The sequence below is a fragment of the Pseudomonas sp. R1-7 genome, assembly GCF_051132105.1.
In the GTDB taxonomy this organism is placed as follows: Bacteria; Pseudomonadota; Gammaproteobacteria; order Pseudomonadales; family Pseudomonadaceae; genus Aquipseudomonas.
In genome coordinates this window covers 2243833-2262207 of sequence record NZ_CP071661.1, presented here as the reverse complement: position 1 = coordinate 2262207, position 18375 = coordinate 2243833, and the positions used below count along the sequence as shown (strand labels likewise).

15 protein-coding genes are annotated in these 18375 nt (G+C 61.0%); 14 read left to right on the top strand and 1 reads right to left on the bottom strand.

The genetic code is table 11. The features are described 5' to 3' along the window. Positions 1-18: 18 nt before the first annotated feature. Positions 19-1275 (bottom strand): NADP-dependent isocitrate dehydrogenase, encoded by a 1257-nt coding sequence (gene icd, locus J3P79_RS10205; protein ID WP_030141334.1) that lies wholly within the window; start codon positions 1273-1275, stop codon positions 19-21. Between the two features lie 480 nt (positions 1276-1755). Between icd and J3P79_RS10200 the strand changes: the two genes are divergently transcribed. The 14 genes from J3P79_RS10200 to nuoF all read left to right on the top strand — a co-directional run bounded on the left by J3P79_RS10200 (position 1756) and on the right by nuoF (position 18265). Continuing rightward, on the top strand, positions 1756-3981 hold the full coding sequence (locus tag J3P79_RS10200) for an NADP-dependent isocitrate dehydrogenase (protein WP_434610157.1): 2226 nt from the start codon (positions 1756-1758) through the stop codon (positions 3979-3981). 611 nt (positions 3982-4592) lie between these two features. Further along, positions 4593-5039: an NUDIX hydrolase gene (locus J3P79_RS10195; RefSeq protein ID WP_434610154.1), complete on the top strand. Its 447-nt coding sequence runs from the start codon at positions 4593-4595 to the stop codon at positions 5037-5039. Positions 5040-5098: 59 nt separating this feature from the next. Then, on the top strand, positions 5099-6223 hold the full coding sequence (mnmA, locus tag J3P79_RS10190) for a tRNA 2-thiouridine(34) synthase MnmA (protein ID WP_434610152.1): 1125 nt from the start codon (positions 5099-5101) through the stop codon (positions 6221-6223). Then, positions 6220-6843 (top strand): high frequency lysogenization protein HflD, encoded by a 624-nt coding sequence (gene hflD, locus J3P79_RS10185; RefSeq protein ID WP_434610150.1) that lies wholly within the window; start codon positions 6220-6222, stop codon positions 6841-6843. Before mnmA ends, hflD begins: the two co-directional genes overlap by 4 nt. 254 nt (positions 6844-7097) lie before the next feature. Then, positions 7098-8468 carry an adenylosuccinate lyase gene (purB, locus tag J3P79_RS10180; protein WP_434610148.1) on the top strand — a complete coding sequence of 457 codons (1371 nt, stop codon included), beginning with the start codon at positions 7098-7100 and terminating at the stop codon, positions 8466-8468. Positions 8469-8552: 84 nt separating this feature from the next. After that, a complete protein-coding gene (locus J3P79_RS10175) occupies positions 8553-9719 on the top strand; it encodes a JmjC domain-containing protein (RefSeq protein WP_434610145.1) in 1167 nt (388 codons plus the stop codon). After that, positions 9712-10137, top strand: a complete 426-nt coding sequence (locus tag J3P79_RS10170; RefSeq protein WP_434610144.1) for a GNAT family N-acetyltransferase — start codon at positions 9712-9714, stop codon at positions 10135-10137. The genes J3P79_RS10175 and J3P79_RS10170 overlap by 8 nt, the downstream gene beginning before the upstream one ends. 241 nt (positions 10138-10378) lie before the next feature. Then, positions 10379-11140: a secretin N-terminal domain-containing protein gene (locus J3P79_RS10165; protein WP_434610141.1), complete on the top strand. Its 762-nt coding sequence runs from the start codon at positions 10379-10381 to the stop codon at positions 11138-11140. 456 nt (positions 11141-11596) lie between these two features. Further along, positions 11597-12922, top strand: coding sequence for an isocitrate lyase (gene aceA / locus J3P79_RS10160; RefSeq protein ID WP_014337679.1), 1326 nt, complete (start codon positions 11597-11599; stop codon positions 12920-12922). Positions 12923-13457: 535 nt separating this feature from the next. Further along, entirely contained in the window at positions 13458-13871 is a 414-nt protein-coding gene (locus J3P79_RS10155) for an NADH-quinone oxidoreductase subunit A (protein WP_030141323.1), read from the top strand. Positions 13872-13881: 10 nt separating this feature from the next. Continuing rightward, entirely contained in the window at positions 13882-14556 is a 675-nt protein-coding gene (locus tag J3P79_RS10150; RefSeq protein ID WP_039592874.1) for a NuoB/complex I 20 kDa subunit family protein, read from the top strand. A gap of 72 nt (positions 14557-14628) precedes the next feature. Beyond that, positions 14629-16410, top strand: a complete 1782-nt coding sequence (gene nuoC, locus J3P79_RS10145) for an NADH-quinone oxidoreductase subunit C/D (RefSeq protein ID WP_434610139.1) — start codon at positions 14629-14631, stop codon at positions 16408-16410. A 2-nt stretch (positions 16411-16412) separates the two neighbouring features. Then, entirely contained in the window at positions 16413-16910 is a 498-nt protein-coding gene (gene nuoE / locus J3P79_RS10140; RefSeq protein WP_434610136.1) for an NADH-quinone oxidoreductase subunit NuoE, read from the top strand. Then, positions 16907-18265: an NADH-quinone oxidoreductase subunit NuoF gene (gene nuoF / locus J3P79_RS10135; RefSeq protein ID WP_434610133.1), complete on the top strand. Its 1359-nt coding sequence runs from the start codon at positions 16907-16909 to the stop codon at positions 18263-18265. The genes nuoE and nuoF overlap by 4 nt, the downstream gene beginning before the upstream one ends. The last annotated feature ends 110 nt before the right edge of the window (positions 18266-18375 follow it).

Here is an 18375-nt window from a genome sequence, read left to right as displayed (position 1 = left end):
TTTGTGTCCAGGCTTCGCTTACATGTGCGAAATCAGCGCATCGCCGAAGCCGGAAGACGACACCAGCTTGGCACCGTCCATCAGGCGTTCGAAGTCATAGGTCACGGTCTTGGCCGAAATCGCGCCGTTGGTGCCCTTGATGATCAGGTCGGCCGCTTCGGTCCACCCCATGTGGCGCAGCATCATTTCCGCCGAAAGGATCAGCGACCCCGGGTTGACCTGGTCCTTGCCCGCGTACTTGGGCGCGGTGCCGTGGGTGGCTTCGAACATCGCCACGGTGTCGGACAGGTTGGCGCCCGGCGCGATGCCGATACCGCCCACTTCCGCCGCCAGGGCATCGGAGAGGTAGTCGCCGTTGAGGTTCAGGGTCGCAATCACGTCGTATTCCGCCGGGCGCAGCAGGATCTGCTGGAGCATGGCGTCGGCGATGGCATCCTTGACCACGACATTCTTGCCGGTCTTCGGATTCTTGAACTGCATCCACGGCCCGCCGTCGAGCAGGGTCGCGCCGAACTCCTCGGCCGCCACTTCGTAGGCCCATTCCTTGAAGGCACCTTCGGTGAACTTCATGATGTTGCCTTTGTGCACGATGGTCAGCGAATCGCGGTCATTGTCGACAACATACTGCAAGGCTTTGCGCGCCAGGCGCTTGGTGCCCTGCTTGGAAACCGGCTTCACACCGATGCCGCAGTCTTCGTCGAAGCGGATCTTGGTGACGCCCATTTCTTCTTTGAGGAACTTGATGACCTTGGTGGCCTCGGCCGAACCGGCCTTCCACTCGATACCGGCATAGATGTCTTCGGAGTTTTCGCGGAAGATCGTCATGTCCACGTCGCCCGGCTTCTTGACAGGGCTTGGCACACCTTCGAACCAGCGCACCGGGCGCAGGCAGACATAGAGGTCGAGCTGCTGGCGCAGCGCTACGTTCAGCGAGCGGATACCGCCACCGACCGGCGTGGTCAGCGGGCCCTTGATGGAAACCACGTAGTCCTTGACCGCGTCCAGGGTTTCCTGGGGTAGCCAGGTGTCCTGGTCGTAGACCTGGGTCGCTTTTTCGCCTGCATAGACTTCCATCCAGGAAATCTTGCGCTTGCCGCCGTAGGCCTTCTCGACTGCCGCGTCCACCACCTTGATCATGACCGGACTGATATCAACGCCAATGCCGTCTCCTTCAATGAAGGGGATGATCGGGTTGTCGGGAACATTAAGAGAATGGTCTGCATTGACGGTGATTTTGTCACCGACGGCCGGAACCTGAATCTTTTGATACCCCATGCTGAACTCCATTGCTTGGATTGAACATCTGGCTGCGTTCGAGCGTACCCCAGTTGTATCGGCACGCAAACCCTACGTTCGGCCCATCCCGGGCAAATCAATCAACTTCGCCACGTACAAGCCTGATAACCAAGGGAAAAGCGCCAAAATTCAGCATAGTCCAACTCCCGGGCATGCGACGTTTAGACCAATGGACGTGTACGGAAGTCTATGAACCGTCGGCAGATCGCCAGCTACCTATGTATAATGCCGCCGCTGACCACAGGGTCACGACGGCTGACGGCTCTATCACGAGACTTTCCGCCAACTTGAAAGCCGGACCGTTACCGCGGCCCGACCGCTTGACGCTCGACTGATGCACCCAACATACCGCGAAGAAACCTCGACATTCGGCTCACGGATGACTTTGAACGAACGCGCTTACCCGGCGCCCCTCGAGTTTCTGCGCATGCTTTAGCAAAGAAGAGAGTTAATCCGAATATGCCCACCCGCTCGAAGATCATCTATACCTTCACCGACGAAGCGCCTGCCCTCGCCACCTATTCGCTGCTGCCGATCGTCGAAGCCTTCACCGCTTCGGCCGATATCGCCGTGGAAACCCGCGATATCTCCCTCGCAGGGCGCATCCTGGCCAGCTTCCCCGAGCAACTGGGCGACAAAGCCGTAGCCGACCACCTCGCCGAACTGGGCGACCTGGCCGTTACGCCTGAAGCCAACATCATCAAGCTGCCGAACATCAGCGCCTCGGTGCCGCAACTGCAGGCCGCGATCAAGGAATTGCAGGCCCAGGGCTACGCACTGCCGGACTACCCGGAAACCGTGACCACCGACGCCGAGAAAGACGCTCGCGCTCGTTACGACAAGGTCAAGGGCAGCGCCGTGAATCCGGTCCTGCGCGAAGGCAACTCCGACCGCCGCGCGCCGCTGTCGGTCAAGAACTACGCTCGCAAGCACCCGCACAAGATGGGCGCCTGGGCTGCCGATTCCAAATCCCACGTGGCTCACATGAGCGCCGGCGATTTCTACGGCAGCGAAAAAGCCGCCCTGATCGATGCCGCGGGCACCGTGAAGATCGAGCTGATCGCCAAGGACGGCACTGCCACCGTCCTGAAAGAAAAAACCACCGTGCAAGCCGGTGAGATCCTCGATTGCGCCGTGCTGAGCAAGAATGCCCTGCGCAACTTCATCGCCGCCGAAATCGAAGACGCCAAGCAAAAAGGCGTCCTGCTGTCGGTCCACCTCAAAGCCACCATGATGAAGGTCTCGGACCCGATCATGTTCGGCCAGATCGTCGCCGAGTACTACAAGGACGCGCTGGCCAAGCACGCCGAAGTGCTGGAACAGATCGGTTTCAACCTGAACAACGGCATCGGCGACCTGTACGCCCGCATCAAGGCCCTCCCGGCCGAGCAGCAGGCACAGATCGAGGCCGACATCCAGGCGGTCTACGCCGTGCGCCCAGCACTGGCGATGGTCAACTCCGACAAGGGCATCACCAACCTGCACGTGCCGAGCGACGTCATCGTCGACGCCTCGATGCCAGCCATGATCCGTGACTCCGGCAAGATGTGGGGCACCGACGGCCAGCTGCACGACACCAAGGCCGTGATCCCGGATCGCTGCTACGCCACCATCTACCAGGCGGTGATCGAAGACTGCAAGCAACACGGCGCCTTCGACCCAACCACCATGGGCAGCGTGCCGAACGTCGGCCTGATGGCCAAGAAAGCCGAAGAATACGGTTCCCACGACAAGACCTTCCAGATCAAGGCTGACGGCGTGGTCCGTGTTTCGGACAACAACGGTCAAACCCTGCTGGAGCAAACTGTCGAGGCCGGCGATATCTTCCGCATGTGCCAGACCAAGGACGCACCGATCCAGGACTGGGTCAAGCTGGCCGTCAACCGTGCCCGCGCCAGCAGCACCCCGGCGATCTTCTGGCTCGACCCGATGCGCGCCCACGACGGCGTGATGATCGAGAAGGTCCAGGCCTACCTGAAGGACCACGACACTTCCGGCCTGGATATCCGCATCATGTCGCCGGTCGACGCGATGAAGTTCACCCTGGCTCGCACCCGCGAAGGCAAGGACACCATTTCGGTGACCGGCAACGTACTGCGCGACTACCTCACGGACCTGTTCCCGATCATGGAACTGGGCACCAGCGCCAAGATGCTGTCGATCGTGCCGCTGATGAACGGTGGCGGCCTGTTCGAAACCGGCGCCGGCGGTTCGGCACCCAAGCACGTGCAGCAACTGCTGGAAGAAAACTTCCTGCGCTGGGATTCCTTGGGCGAGTTCCTGGCCTTGGCCGCGTCCCTCGAACATCTGGGCGTGACCTACGACAATCCCAAGGCGCTGGTACTGGCCAAGACCCTCGACCAGGCGACTGGCGAGTTCCTGGACCGCAACAAGTCGCCTTCGCGCAAGGTCGGCGGTATCGACAACCGCGGCAGCCACTTCTACCTGACCCTGTTCTGGGCCCAGGCCCTGGCCGCCCAGGATGACGACGCAGCCCTCAAGGCGCAGTTCACCACCCTGGCCAAGACCTTGACCGACAACGAAGAAAAAATCGTTGCCGAGCTCAACGCCGTCCAAGGCAAGCCAGCGGACATCGGCGGCTACTACTTCGCCAACCCCGAGCTGACCAGCAAGGCCATGCGCCCAAGCACCACCTTCAACGCGGCGATTGCTGCGTTGGTGTAAGGCTGTAAGGAAGCACCACAAACCCCGGCCTTGTGCCGGGGTTTGTGTTTCTGCCTCCAATTTCCCCGGCAACATATTCCCCCTGTGGGAGCGAGCTTGCTCGCGATTGCAATTCATCATTCAATTCAAATATTGACTGACCCACCGCTATCGCGAGCAAGCTTTGCTCCCACAGGTCCTGCTCAAACAGATCTGACAGGTGTACGACCGGGAGAACCAGGCCGGCTGTCAGGCCGCCTCGCTTTTGATTTTGATCTTGATCTTGATCTTGATCTCGGACGCCCCATTAACCACGATGGCCGAACGCAGGCATTGCGCAGTGGGCAACCCGGCATGGATGCCGGGTTAGCCGCGCTGGGCCATGGATGGCCCTTCGCGGCGGCCCACGGAGCAATGCCGGAGAGAGGGCATGCCGAGCCTAGGCGAGGCACCGAGTGGTGGGGCAAAGCCTTTTTGGTTACTTTTTTGGCGTCTGAAAAAAGTGACCCGCTGTAAGAGCGGAACCCTAAGCAGCCGTTACCGCAGCAATGGATATGTAACCAGTCAACACCCCCGGCCAGCTGCAAGCCCCACAGCAACCCACATTCCAATCCGAGAAATAGAAGAACCTTATGAACTGGCACCCCCACATCACCGTCGCCACCATCGTCGAAGACAACGGCCGCTTCCTGATGGTGGAAGAATCCAAAGGCGGACGCGCAGTGCTCAACCAGCCCGCCGGCCACCTGGACCCCAACGAAACCCTGATCGAAGCCGCCATACGCGAAACCCTCGAAGAAACTGGCTGGGACGTCGAACCCACCAGCGTCACCGGCATCTACCTCTACACAGCCCCCAGCAATGGCGTGACCTACCAACGAGTCTGCTTCGCCGCCAAGGCTCTGAAACACCACCCCGACTATCAACTGGACGACGGCATCCTCGGCGCCAAATGGCTGACCCGCGACGAACTGCTCGAACAGCGCGAGCACTGGCGCAGCGAGCTGATCATCCGCTGCATCGACGATTACCTGGCCGGCCATCGCCATAGCCTGGCGCTTATCCGCCCTTCTCTTTAGCCTTGCGCGCCCGGGCCTGATAGAATCGCGTCCTTTTTCAAGACACTCATTGAATTCCTATGCGTGATCCAGCCTCTTCGAACACCCCAAAGCAACGCGTCATCGTCGGCATGTCCGGTGGCGTGGACTCTTCCGTTTCCGCCCTTCTGCTGATCGAGCAGGGTTATGAGGTGGAAGGCCTGTTCATGAAGAACTGGGAAGAAGACGACGGAACCGAATACTGCACCGCCATGGACGACCTGGCGGACGCCCAGGCCGTGTGCGACAAGATCGGCATCAAGCTGCACACCGCCAACTTCGCCGCCGAGTACTGGGACAACGTGTTCGAGCACTTCCTGGCCGAATACAAGGCCGGCCGCACGCCGAACCCGGACATCCTTTGCAACCGCGAGATCAAGTTCAAGGCGTTCCTCGACTACGCGATGATGCTCGGCGCCGACCTGATCGCCACCGGCCACTATGTGCGCCGCCGCGACATCGATGGCCGCACCGAATTGCTCAAGGGCCTGGACCCGAACAAGGACCAGAGCTACTTCCTGCATGCCGTCGGCGGCGAACAGATCGCCAAGACTCTGTTCCCGGTCGGCGAACTGGAAAAGCCTGAAGTGCGCGCGATTGCCGAGAAACATGACCTGGCCACCGCCAAGAAGAAAGATTCCACCGGAATCTGCTTCATTGGCGAGCGCCGTTTCAGCGATTTCCTCAAGCAATACCTGCCCGCCCAGCCGGGCGAGATCAAGACGACCGAAGGCGAGGTCATCGGCCGCCACCATGGCTTGATGTACCACACCATCGGCCAGCGCCAGGGTTTGGGCATCGGCGGGCTGAAAGATGCTGGCGAAGAGCCGTGGTACGTACTGATCAAGGACCTGGAGCACAACGAGCTGATCGTCGGCCAGGGCAACGACCATCCTTGGCTGTTTTCCGGCGCCCTGCTCGCCTCCGACATCTATTGGGTGAATCCGATCGACCTCAGCGAACCGCGCCGCCTCACGGCCAAGGTTCGCTACCGCCAGAGCGACCAGCCCTGCACCCTGGAAAAAACCGCCAGCGGTTATCGGGCCACGTTCGATGACCCGCAGCGAGCGGTCACACCCGGCCAATCCGTGGTGTTCTATGACGGCGAAATCTGCCTGGGCGGCGGCGTGATCGAAGTCGCCGAGCCATGGAGCAGCAAGGCATGACGCCGATCCAGGAGCAACTGACGGCACTGGGCGGCGTATTTCTGGCCGCCGTGCTGGTGGACCGGATCGCGAAGACCGGCCAGGCCACCGAAGCCGGCCTGGGCTGCATGCTCGGCAGCTTGCTGGTGCGCGACCCCAAGGACACGCTGGAGGTCTATGGTGGCGACGACCTGAACCTGCGCGAGGGCTATCGCGCCTTGATCGGCGCCCTGGAGCGCGACCCCAGCACCCTGCAACGCGAACCACTGCGCTACGCCCTGTCGATGCTGGGCCTGGAGCGCCAGTTGGCCAAGCGCGAAGATTTGCTGGAAACCATCGGCAATCGCCTGCCGCAGATCCAGTCCCAGGTCGAGCACTTCGGCCCCTCCCACGAAAACGTCATTGCCGCGTGCGGTGCGCTGTACCAGGACACCCTGAGCACCCTGCGCCAGCGCATCCAGGTGCACGGCGACATGCGCAACCTGCAGCAACCGAGCAATGCCTCGAAAATCCGTGCCCTGCTCCTGGCCGGGATCCGTTCGGCACGGCTGTGGCGGCAGCTGGGCGGCCATCGCTGGCAACTGGTGATCAGCCGACGCAAATTATTGAAAGAGCTTTACCCGTTGATGCGCAACGAATAAGTCGCCTTTGTGGCGAGGGAGCTTGCTCCCGCTGGGCTGCAACGCAGCCCCCTGAGCCCGGCGGATCTAGCGCGCGGCTTGGATTCAGGGCCGCTTCGCGCCCCAGCGGGAGCAAGCTCCCTCGCCACAGGTGATCAATAGCTTTAGTTTTAACTTGTTACGCGTAACACGCCGGTCAGTTGGCGACGGACCGGCGCTGGTTTTCATGTATGATACGCGCCCCATTTCGTTGCCCGACTGTCCGAGAACACCCCATGCAGCTCTCTTCGCTCACTGCGGTTTCCCCTGTAGACGGCCGCTACGCCGGCAAAACCCAGGCCCTGCGCCCGATTTTCAGCGAGTACGGCCTGATCCGTGCCCGCGTCCTGGTTGAAGTGCGCTGGCTCCAGCGCCTGGCCGCCCATCCTGGCATTGGCGAAGTCCCGGCGTTTTCCGCCGAAGCCAACGCGGTACTGAATACCCTGGCCGACGATTTCGCGCTGGAGCACGCCGAGCGCGTCAAAGAGATCGAGCGCACCACCAACCACGACGTCAAGGCCATCGAATATCTGCTCAAGGAGCAGGCGGCCAAGTTGCCGGAACTGGCCAACGTCAGTGAGTTCATCCACTTTGCCTGCACCAGCGAGGACATCAACAACCTGTCCCACGCCCTGATGCTGCGCGAAGGCCGTGACGAAGTAATGCTCCCCCTGATGCGCCAGACCGCCCAGGCTATCCGCGAGCTGGCGATCCGCTTCGCCGACGTGCCGATGCTGTCGCGTACCCACGGTCAACCGGCTTCGCCGACCACCCTGGGCAAGGAGCTGGCGAACGTGGTCTACCGCCTGGAGCGCCAGATCGCCCAAGTGGCCGCCGTGCCGTTGCTGGGCAAGATCAACGGCGCCGTGGGCAACTACAACGCCCACCTGTCGGCCTATCCGGACATCGACTGGGAAGCCAACGCCCGCGCCTTCATCGAAGACGAGCTGGGCCTGAGCTTCAACCCGTACACCACCCAGATCGAACCGCACGACTACATCGCCGAGCTGTTCGACGCGATCGCACGCTTCAACACCATCCTGATCGACTTCGACCGTGACATCTGGGGCTACATCTCCCTGGGTTACTTCAAGCAGCGCACCATCGCCGGCGAGATCGGTTCCTCGACCATGCCGCACAAGGTCAACCCGATCGACTTCGAAAACTCCGAAGGCAACCTGGGCATCGCCAACGCGCTGTTCCAGCACCTGGCGAGCAAGCTGCCGATTTCCCGCTGGCAGCGCGACCTGACCGACTCCACCGTGCTGCGCAACCTGGGCGTGGGTTTCGCCCACAGCGTCATCGCCTACGAGGCCAGCCTCAAGGGCATCAGCAAGCTGGAGCTCAACGAGCAGAAGATCGCCGCTGACCTGGACGCCTGCTGGGAAGTCCTGGCCGAGCCGATCCAGACCGTGATGCGTCGCTACAACATCGAAAACCCGTATGAAAAACTGAAAGAACTGACCCGTGGCAAGGGCATCAGCCCTGAAGCACTGCAGACTTTCATCGATGGCCTGGACATGCCTGCCGAGGCCAAGACCGAGCTGAAGAAGCTGACCCCGGCCAGCTACATCGGCAACGCGGCGGCACAAGCCAAGCGCATCTGATCCATCGCTCCACCTTTGAGACGCCCGGCCGCGCCGGGCGTTTTTATTCGCGTCTGAAAAGTATATTTTTTCAATAGGTTACACATGAATCCTGACATTCCACTGCAACTCCTGGGCGGCATCACGGCACGGGAGTTCCTGCGCGACTACTGGCAGAAGAAACCGCTGCTGATCCGCCAGGCCATTCCTGACTTCGAAAGCCCGATCGATGCCGACGAACTGGCTGGCCTTGCGCTGGAAGAAGAAGTCGAATCGCGCCTCGTGATCGAGCACGGCGAGCGACCTTGGGAATTGCGTCGCGGCCCATTCGCCGAAGACGAATTCAGCAAGCTGCCGGAACGCGAGTGGACCTTGCTGGTGCAGGCTGTCGACCAGTTTGTCCCCGAAGTCAGCGAGCTGCTGGAGCATTTCCGCTTCCTGCCGAGCTGGCGCATCGACGATGTGATGATCAGCTTCGCCGCCCCTGGTGGCGGCGTGGGCCCGCATTTCGACAACTACGACGTCTTCCTGCTGCAAGGCCATGGCAAGCGCAACTGGAAGATCGGCCAGATGTGCGACTCCGAAAGCCCGCTGCTGCCCCACGCGGACCTGCGCATCCTCGCCGATTTCGAAGCCACCGATGAGTGGGTCCTGGAACCGGGTGACATGCTCTACCTGCCGCCACGCCTGGCTCACTGCGGTGTCGCCGTGGATGACTGCATGACCTACTCGGTCGGCTTCCGCGCGCCGAGCGCCGCCGAGGTGTTGACTCATTTCACCGACTTCCTCAGCCAGTTCCTGCCGGACGAAGAGCGTTACACCGACGCCGATGCACGCCCCGTGGCTGACCCGCATCAGATCCAACACGACGCACTGGACCGCCTCAAGGGCCTGTTGGCCGAGCACATGAGCGACGAGCGTTTGCTGCTGACCTGGTTCGGCCAGTTCATGACCGAGCCACGCTACCCGGAACTGGTGGTGGGCCCGGAACTGGAAGAAGACGACTTGCTCGCTGGCCTGGAACAAGGCGCGGTAATCATCCGCAACCCGAGCGCGCGCCTGGCCTGGTCGGAAGTCGATGACGACCTGCTGCTGTTCGCCAGCGGCCAGAGCCGTTATCTGCCGGGCAAGCTGCGAGACCTGTTGAAGATGATTTGCGCCGCCGACGCGCTGCACATCGAAAACCTCGGCCCATGGCTGGCCGACGAAGACGGCCGCGGCCTCATCCATGAGTTGATCAAGCAAGGCAGCCTGGGGTTCGCCGATGAATAAAATTCACGTTCGTGTCGCAGACTGGCAAAAGGATAACGCCGAGATCCGGCGCATTCGTGAAGCGGTGTTCATTGCCGAGCAATCCGTACCTCCCGAGTTGGAGTGGGATTCGGATGACCAGGACGCCGTGCATTTCCTGGCCTTCGAAGGGGACTTTCCCATCGGTACCGCCCGCTTGCTGACTAACGGCCACATCGGCCGCGTCTCGGTCCTCAAGGACTGGCGCGGCCTGAAGGTCGGCGACGCCTTGATGCATGCAGTGATCGCCGAGGCCGAAAAACGCGGGCTCGGGGAACAGATGCTCAGCGCCCAAGTGCATGCAACGCCGTTCTATGAGCGACTGGGGTTTGCGGTGGTCAGCGAGGAATTCCTCGAAGCCGGTATTCCTCATGTGGACATGGTGCGGCGCTCGGCCTGAGACCCCGGCGCGGCAATCGCGAGCAAGCTCGCTCCCACAAGGGCCAGCGGCGAACCTATGATTTGCGCACACCCGCGACCCCATGTGGGAGCGAGCTTGCTCGCGATGAGGCCCTAAAGCCATCCCCAAAATGCCCCGCCATCCACCGATGCCGGGGCGTTTTGCCGTCTACCATTCAACTTGCCCCACCCGAGGCCGACAAACTGGCAATATCAGGCCTTTGTCTCACGGAGAAATGGACATGCTCGCACGCACCCTGCTGACCTTCCTGCTGCTTGGTAGCAGCCTGTCAGCCATGGCCGACACACAAATCGTGCCGCTGAACTACCGCACCAGCGCGGACTTGCTGCCGGTGGCACAGAATTTCATCGGCAAGGACGGCCAGGTCAGCGCATACGGCAACCAACTGATCGTGAATGCCGAACCGGGCAAGATCGAAGAACTCCGGCAATTTCTGGCTCAGCTGGACACCGCTCCCAAGCGCTTGCTGATCACAGTCGACACCAATGAAAACAACCTGCAGGGCGACCAGGGTTACTCGATCAACGGCGCCGCGCCCAGCCAGACTCGCATCATCAACCGCAGCACGGCCAGCCGAGACGGCGGCGTGCAGCAAATCCAGGCCAGCGAAGGCCAGCCGGCGTTGATTCAGGTCGGCCAGAGCGTGCCGTTCACCAGCAACCAGACCGACAGCTACGGGCGCATGCAAAGCCAGACCGAATACCGCAACGTCACCCAGGGCTTCTACGTCACCGCCAGCGTCACTGGCGAGACCGTTCATCTGAGCATCAGTACCAACCGTGACCGCATGAGCCAGGAACGTCCCGATGTAGTGAACGTGCAAAGTACCGACACAACCGTCAGCGGACGCCTGGGCGAATGGATCACCCTGGCCGGGGTGAATCGTCAGACTCAAGCCGATAAACAGGGCATGACCCGCAGCTACTCGACCCAAGGCCGGGATGACATGATTCTGCGGGTGAAGGTCGACACCCTGAACTGAAGCACCGGAAACTGACTGACGAGTCGTATTAGACCAAAGATGTAGTGCTTGAAAAAAAGCACTACAAAACGTTTGACGAGCCAAAAAACCGAAGGCATGATGGCCTCGCTCCCGCTAATCAGGGGCCCTGGCAAGGGCCTTCGGATCGATGCTTGCAACCACCCTGCGAGCTGATTCGTGTCTGTACCGCCCACAAGGTGTGTTTGACGAGGTTGCGACTGGAACGAAGTTGTCCCGAGGGACGGAAGCGTAACTAGGTAACCCGGCATCACTCTGAGTTCGTATTAAGGCCCACGACGCCCGAATGCGCCCGCAGTTCGCCTCTACCTGCTCACTTTCCCCTCGAGCCCATCGTTCATCCCGTCGCCTCCCCGCCTGAACCGACTTGTACGCCACCCCCCGGTCGGCAGGAGCAGGAATTTTCCACCCCAGACCTATGCGACGAGGTTTATCTCCATGGCACTGACACGCGAACAGCAAATTGCAGCCCTTGAAAAAGACTGGGCTGAAAACCCGCGCTGGAAAGGCGTGAAGCGCAATTACTCCGCTGCTGACGTCGTCCGTCTGCGTGGTTCGGTTCAACCTGAGCACACCTTTGCGAAAATGGGCGCCGAGAAGCTGTGGAACCTGGTCACCCAGGGCGCCAAGCCAGCCTTCCGTCCCGAGAAAGATTTCGTCAACTGCATGGGCGCCTTGACCGGCGGCCAGGCTGTGCAGCAGGTCAAGGCCGGCATCCAGGCCATCTACCTGTCGGGCTGGCAAGTGGCCGCGGACAACAACTCCGCCGAGTCGATGTACCCCGACCAGTCGCTGTACCCAGTGGATTCGGTTCCAACCGTGGTCAAGCGCATCAACAACTCGTTCCGTCGCGCCGACCAGATCCAGTGGAAAGCCGGCAAGAACCCGGGCGACGAAGGCTACATCGATTACTTCGCCCCGATCGTGGCTGACGCCGAAGCCGGTTTCGGCGGCGTGTTGAATGCCTACGAGCTGATGAAAAGCATGATCGAGGCAGGCGCCGCTGGCGTTCACTTCGAAGACCAACTGGCCTCGGTAAAAAAATGCGGCCACATGGGCGGCAAGGTACTGGTTCCGACCCAGGAAGCCGTACAGAAGCTGACCGCTGCCCGCCTGGCAGCCGACGTTGCCGGCGTACCGACCATCATCCTGGCCCGTACCGACGCCAACGCCGCCGACCTGCTGACCTCGGACTGCGACCCGTACGACCAGCCGTTCGTCACCGGCACTCGCACCCAGGAAGGCTTCTATAAAGTGCGCGCCGGCCTCGACCAGGCCATCGCCCGCGGCCTGGCCTACGCGCCGTACGCCGATCTGATCTGGTGCGAAACCGCCAAGCCGGATCTGGACGAAGCCCGTCGTTTCGCCGAAGCGATCAAGAAGGAATACCCGGACCAACTGCTGTCGTACAACTGCTCGCCTTCCTTCAACTGGAAGAAAAACCTGGACGACGCGACCATCGCCAAGTTCCAGCGCGAACTGTCCGCCATGGGCTACAAGCACCAGTTCATCACCCTGGCCGGCATCCACAACATGTGGCACAGCATGTTCAACCTGGCGCACGACTACGCCCGCAACGACATGACCGCCTACGTGAAGCTGCAAGAGCAGGAATTCGCTGACGCCGCCAAGGGCTACACGTTCGTGGCCCACCAGCAGGAAGTGGGCACCGGCTACTTCGACGACATGACCACCGTGATCCAGGGCGGCACCTCGTCCGTGACTGCGCTGACCGGCTCGACCGAAGAAGAACAGTTCCACTGATTCATCGAGTAAACGGCCTTTGCGGACCGAATAAAAACTAACCGCAAAGCCGACGATCTGAAGCCCCGACTGGTTCGGGGCTTTTTTTTGCCTATGCTTCACAAACTCCCACAGGAAAATGAGTGGATACGCAGAAAAATTGATCGAACGCAGTATCAGGCAGTCTGAAAAAGAGTAAAACGGCCGGCGCTGACAATTGCAGTCACCGCTATATAAGACAAGTTCTCAGTTGTTACAGCGAGCTCACGCGGTGCCCCACACCCAAACAATAATAATTATCATTTGAGGAGGGTATTCATTGTTACATTCGAAACGAAATTCTTTTGAGGAATCAACAGCCAATCCCCGCCCGGCCGGGGTCGCAGAGCCTTGGAGGCGCGCTATGTCCTTATTCCAATAAATAATTTCGCTATAGGAATTTTACTTGCCCGGTGTTTAGCCATAAAATCACCGCGATTGATTGCTGCGACATATCGTCACTGCGTTATTTCTTTTCAAGCTCAGAGACCTTTGCTCTCTGTTAAGGATTTCCAGCATGCCCGAAGCGACAGGACTCATGGCCCACAACTGGGGCTTTGCCATTTTCCTTCTGGGTGTTGTCGGCCTGTGTGCCTTCATGCTCGGCGTGTCGAGCCTGCTCGGGTCAAAAGCCTGGGGCCGCAGCAAAAATGAACCGTTCGAGTCCGGCATGCTGCCTACCGGTGGCGCCCGCTTGCGGCTCTCAGCCAAATTCTATCTGGTCGCGATGCTCTTCGTGATCTTCGATATCGAAGCCCTCTTTCTCTTTGCCTGGTCTGTGTCCGTCCGCGAAAGCGGCTGGACCGGATTTGTCGAAGCTCTCGTTTTCATAGCAATTCTGTTGGCAGGTCTTGTCTACCTTTACCGGGTGGGGGCTCTTGATTGGGCTCCGGAAGCTCGGCGCAAGCGGCAGGCGAAGCTGAAACAATGAGGCTTTGGCAATGCAATACAATCTCACCAGGATCGACCCCGATGCTCCTAACGAGCAGTATCCGATCGGCAAGCGGGAAACCGTCGCCGATCCGTTAGAAGATCAAGTCCACAAGAACATCTTCATGGGCAAGCTCGAAGACGTGCTGAACAGCACGGTCAACTGGGGTCGCAAGAACTCCCTGTGGCCGTACAACTTCGGCCTTTCGTGCTGCTACGTGGAAATGACCACCGCCTTCACGGCGCCCCACGACATCGCGCGCTTTGGCGCCGAGGTGATCCGGGCATCGCCGCGCCAGGCGGATTTCATGGTTATCGCCGGTACGCCGTTCCTGAAAATGGCCCCCATCATCCAGCGCCTGTACGAACAGATGCTGGAGCCCAAGTGGGTCATTTCCATGGGCGCCTGTGCCAACTCCGGCGGCATGTACGACATTTATTCCGTGGTCCAGGGAGTCGACAAGTTCCTCCCGGTGGATGTCTATGTGCCCGGCTGCCCGCCCCGCCCCGAAGCTTTCCTGCAAGGCCTGATGTTGCTGCAGGAATCCATCGGCCAGGAGCGTCGCCCACTGTCCTGGGTCGTCGGTGATCAAGGCGTCTATCGCGCCGACATGCCGTCGCAAAAGGAACAGCGCCGCGAACAGCGAATCGCAGTCACCAATCTGCGCAGCCCCGACGAAGTCTGATCCAGCTCTGTTCTTTAGAAGAAACGAGAACCTGGCTTCATTCTTTACGTTGACCGAAAGCGATAAATAACCATGACTACAGGCAGTGCTCTGTATATCCCGCCTTACAAGGCAGACGACCAGGATGTGGTCGTCGAACTGAACAACCGTTTTGGCGCAGAGGCGTTCACCGCCCAGTCGACCCGCACCGGCATGCCGGTGCTTTGGGTTGCCCGCGCCAAGCTCATCGAAGTCCTGACATTCCTGCGCAACCTGCCCAAGCCGTACGTCATGCTCTATGACCTGCATGGCGTGGACGAGCGTCTGCGCACCAAGCGTCAGGGCTTGCCAGGTGCTGATTTCACCGTCTTCTACCACCTGTTGTCGGTAGAGCGTAATAGTGACGTGATGATCAAGGTCGCCTTGTCCGAGGGCGACCTCAGCGTGCCGACCGTGACCGGCATCTGGCCCAACGCCAACTGGTACGAGCGTGAAGTCTGGGACATGTTCGGCATCGACTTCCCCGGCCACCCGCACCTGACGCGCATCATGATGCCGCCGACCTGGGAAGGTCACCCGCTGCGCAAGGACTTCCCAGCCCGCGCCACCGAGTTCGACCCGTACAGCCTGACCTTGGCCAAGCAGCAGCTCGAAGAAGAGTCCGCACGCTTCAAGCCTGAAGACTGGGGCATGAAGCGCTCCGGCGCCAACGAGGACTACATGTTCCTCAACCTGGGCCCGAACCACCCCTCGGCCCACGGTGCGTTCCGCATCATCCTGCAACTGGACGGTGAAGAGATCGTCGATTGCGTCCCGGACATCGGCTACCACCACCGTGGCGCCGAGAAGATGGGCGAACGCCAGTCCTGGCACAGCTACATTCCCTACACCGACCGCATCGACTACCTCGGCGGGGTGATGAACAACCTGCCGTACGTCCTGTCGGTGGAAAAACTGGCAGGCATCACGGTGCCGGACCGCGTCAACGTGATTCGCATCATGATGGCCGAGTTCTTCCGTATCACCAGCCACCTGCTGTTCCTGGGGACCTACATCCAGGACGTGGGCGCCATGACGCCGGTGTTCTTCACCTTCACCGACCGCCAGAAAGCCTACACGGTGATCGAAGCGATCACCGGTTTCCGCCTGCACCCGGCCTGGTACCGCATTGGCGGCGTGGCCCACGACCTGCCGCGCGGCTGGGAAAAGCTGGTCAAGGATTTCGTCGAGTGGATGCCCAAGCGCCTGGACGAATACACCAAGGCCGCCTTGCAGAACAGCATCCTCAAGGGCCGTACCGTCGGCGTTGCCGCCTACAACACCAAGGAAGCGCTGGAATGGGGCGTCACCGGCCCGAGCCTGCGCGCCACCGGCCTGGACTTCGACCTGCGCAAGGCGCGTCCGTACTCCGGCTACGAGAACTTCGAGTTCGAAGTCCCGCTGGCGTCCAGCGGCGATGCCTATGACCGCTGCCTGGTTCGCGTCGAGGAGATGCGCCAGAGCGTCAAGATCATCGAGCAGTGCATGCGCAACATGCCGGAAGGCCCGTACAAGGCGGACCACCCGCTGACCACGCCGCCACCGAAGGAGCGCACGCTGCAGCACATCGAGACCCTGATCACGCACTTCCTGCAAGTTTCGTGGGGCCCGGTCATGCCGGCCAACGAATCCTTTCAGATGATCGAAGCGACCAAGGGCATCAACAGTTATTACCTGACGAGCGACGGCGGCACCATGAGCTACCGCACCCGGATTCGCACCCCAAGCTACCCGCACCTGCAGCAGATCCCTTCGGTGATCAAAGGCAGCATGGTCGCGGACTTGATCGCGTACCTGGGTAGTATCGATTTCGTTATGGCCGACGTGGACCGCTAAGCATGAACAGCACGCTTATCCAGACTGACCGTTTCGCCCTGAGCGAAACCGAGCGCTCGGCCATCGAGCACGAGCTGCATCACTACGAAGACCCGCGCGCGGCGTCGATCGAAGCCCTGAAGATCGTCCAGAAGGAACGTGGCTGGGTGCCTGACGGCGCGCTCTACGCCATCGGCGAGATCCTTGGCATCCCGGCCAGCGACGTCGAAGGCGTCGCGACGTTCTACAGCCAGATTTTCCGCCAGCCAGTGGGCCGCCACATCATCCGCGTCTGCGACAGCATGGTCTGCTACATCGGCGGCCACGAGTCGGTGGTCGGCGAGCTCCAGGACAAGCTGGGCATCGGCCTGGGCCAGACCACCGCCGACGGCCGCTTCACCCTGCTGCCGGTGTGCTGCCTGGGCAACTGCGACAAGGCGCCGGCACTGATGATCGATGACGACACCTTTGGTGACGTCAAGCCGGATGGCGTCGCCAAACTGCTGGAGGGCTACGTATGACCCTGACTTCCTTCGGGCCCGCCAACCGCATCCAGCGTTCGGCCGAAACCCATCCCCTGACCTGGCGCCTGCGTGACGACGGCGAAGCGGTGTGGCTGGACGAATACCAGGCGAAGAACGGCTACGCCGCCGCGCGCAAGGCATTCGCCGACATGGCCGCCGACGACATCGTCCAGACCGTGAAAGACGCTGGCCTCAAGGGCCGTGGCGGTGCGGGCTTCCCCACTGGGGTGAAGTGGGGCCTGATGCCCAAGGACGAATCCATCAATATCCGCTACCTGCTGTGCAACGCGGACGAGATGGAACCCAACACCTGGAAAGACCGCATGCTGATGGAGCAACTGCCCCATCTGCTGATCGAAGGCATGCTGATCAGCGCACGTGCGCTGAAGACCTACCGTGGCTACATCTTCCTGCGCGGCGAATACACCACCGCCGCCAAGCACCTGAACCGTGCCGTGGAAGAAGCCAAGGCCGCGGGGCTGCTGGGCAAGAACATCCTGGGCAGCGGCTTCGATTTCGAGCTGTTCGTCCACACCGGTGCCGGGCGTTACATCTGCGGTGAAGAAACCGCGCTGATCAACTCCCTGGAAGGCCGCCGCGCCAACCCACGCTCCAAGCCGCCCTTCCCTGCCGCGGTGGGTGTGTGGGGCAAGCCGACTTGCGTGAACAACGTCGAGACCCTGTGCAACGTGCCGGCGATCATCGCCGACGGCGTGGACTGGTACAAATCCCTGGCGCGCGACGGTAGCGAAGACATGGGCACCAAGCTCATGGGCTTCTCCGGCAAGGTCAAGAACCCTGGCCTGTGGGAGCTGCCCTTCGGCGTCACCGCTCGCGAGCTGTTCGAGGACTATGCCGGCGGCATGCGCGACGGCTACAAGCTCAAGTGCTGGCAGCCCGGCGGCGCCGGTACCGGTTTCCTGTTGCCGGAACATCTGGACGCACAAATGTACGCCGGCGGCATCGCCAAGGTGGGCACCCGGATGGGTACCGGCCTGGCAATGGCGGTGGACGACAGCGTCAACATGGTCTCGCTGCTGCGCAACATGGAACAGTTTTTCTCGCGCGAATCCTGCGGTTTCTGCACCCCTTGCCGCGATGGCCTGCCCTGGAGCGTCAAGCTCCTGATGGCCATTGAGAAAGGCCAAGGCCAACCCGGCGACATCGAGACCCTGCTGGGCCTGGTGGGTTTCCTCGGCCCAGGCAAGACCTTCTGTGCTCACGCACCGGGTGCCGTGGAGCCTTTGGGCAGCGCAATCAAATACTTCCGCCCTGAATTCGAGGCCGGCATCGCGCCAACCCGCGCGGACGACCTCAATCAGGTGGTCACGCCGACCATGGTCGGCGCGTAACGACGCTTAACAAGGCGAAGGGTCCGTGCCCTTCGCCTTTCGTTCGATGACGCCTCTTTACCGAGGCTGTTTGGATTCGGACGAATGACAAGATTCCATTAGCCACGCCC

What these genes read in the sequence shown, in the direction of transcription:
- icd (WP_030141334.1), bottom strand. Translation starts at nt 1,275, where the DNA reads ATGGGGTATCAAAAGATTCAGGTTCCGGCCGTCGGTGACAAAATCACC.
- J3P79_RS10200 (WP_434610157.1), top strand. Translation starts at nt 1,756, where the DNA reads ATGCCCACCCGCTCGAAGATCATCTATACCTTCACCGACGAAGCGCCT.
- J3P79_RS10195 (WP_434610154.1), top strand. Translation starts at nt 4,593, where the DNA reads ATGAACTGGCACCCCCACATCACCGTCGCCACCATCGTCGAAGACAAC.
- mnmA (WP_434610152.1), top strand. Translation starts at nt 5,099, where the DNA reads ATGCGTGATCCAGCCTCTTCGAACACCCCAAAGCAACGCGTCATCGTC.
- hflD (WP_434610150.1), top strand. Translation starts at nt 6,220, where the DNA reads ATGACGCCGATCCAGGAGCAACTGACGGCACTGGGCGGCGTATTTCTG.
- purB (WP_434610148.1), top strand. Translation starts at nt 7,098, where the DNA reads ATGCAGCTCTCTTCGCTCACTGCGGTTTCCCCTGTAGACGGCCGCTAC.
- J3P79_RS10175 (WP_434610145.1), top strand. Translation starts at nt 8,553, where the DNA reads ATGAATCCTGACATTCCACTGCAACTCCTGGGCGGCATCACGGCACGG.
- J3P79_RS10170 (WP_434610144.1), top strand. Translation starts at nt 9,712, where the DNA reads ATGAATAAAATTCACGTTCGTGTCGCAGACTGGCAAAAGGATAACGCC.
- J3P79_RS10165 (WP_434610141.1), top strand. Translation starts at nt 10,379, where the DNA reads ATGCTCGCACGCACCCTGCTGACCTTCCTGCTGCTTGGTAGCAGCCTG.
- aceA (WP_014337679.1), top strand. Translation starts at nt 11,597, where the DNA reads ATGGCACTGACACGCGAACAGCAAATTGCAGCCCTTGAAAAAGACTGG.
- J3P79_RS10155 (WP_030141323.1), top strand. Translation starts at nt 13,458, where the DNA reads ATGCCCGAAGCGACAGGACTCATGGCCCACAACTGGGGCTTTGCCATT.
- J3P79_RS10150 (WP_039592874.1), top strand. Translation starts at nt 13,882, where the DNA reads ATGCAATACAATCTCACCAGGATCGACCCCGATGCTCCTAACGAGCAG.
- nuoC (WP_434610139.1), top strand. Translation starts at nt 14,629, where the DNA reads ATGACTACAGGCAGTGCTCTGTATATCCCGCCTTACAAGGCAGACGAC.
- nuoE (WP_434610136.1), top strand. Translation starts at nt 16,413, where the DNA reads ATGAACAGCACGCTTATCCAGACTGACCGTTTCGCCCTGAGCGAAACC.
- nuoF (WP_434610133.1), top strand. Translation starts at nt 16,907, where the DNA reads ATGACCCTGACTTCCTTCGGGCCCGCCAACCGCATCCAGCGTTCGGCC.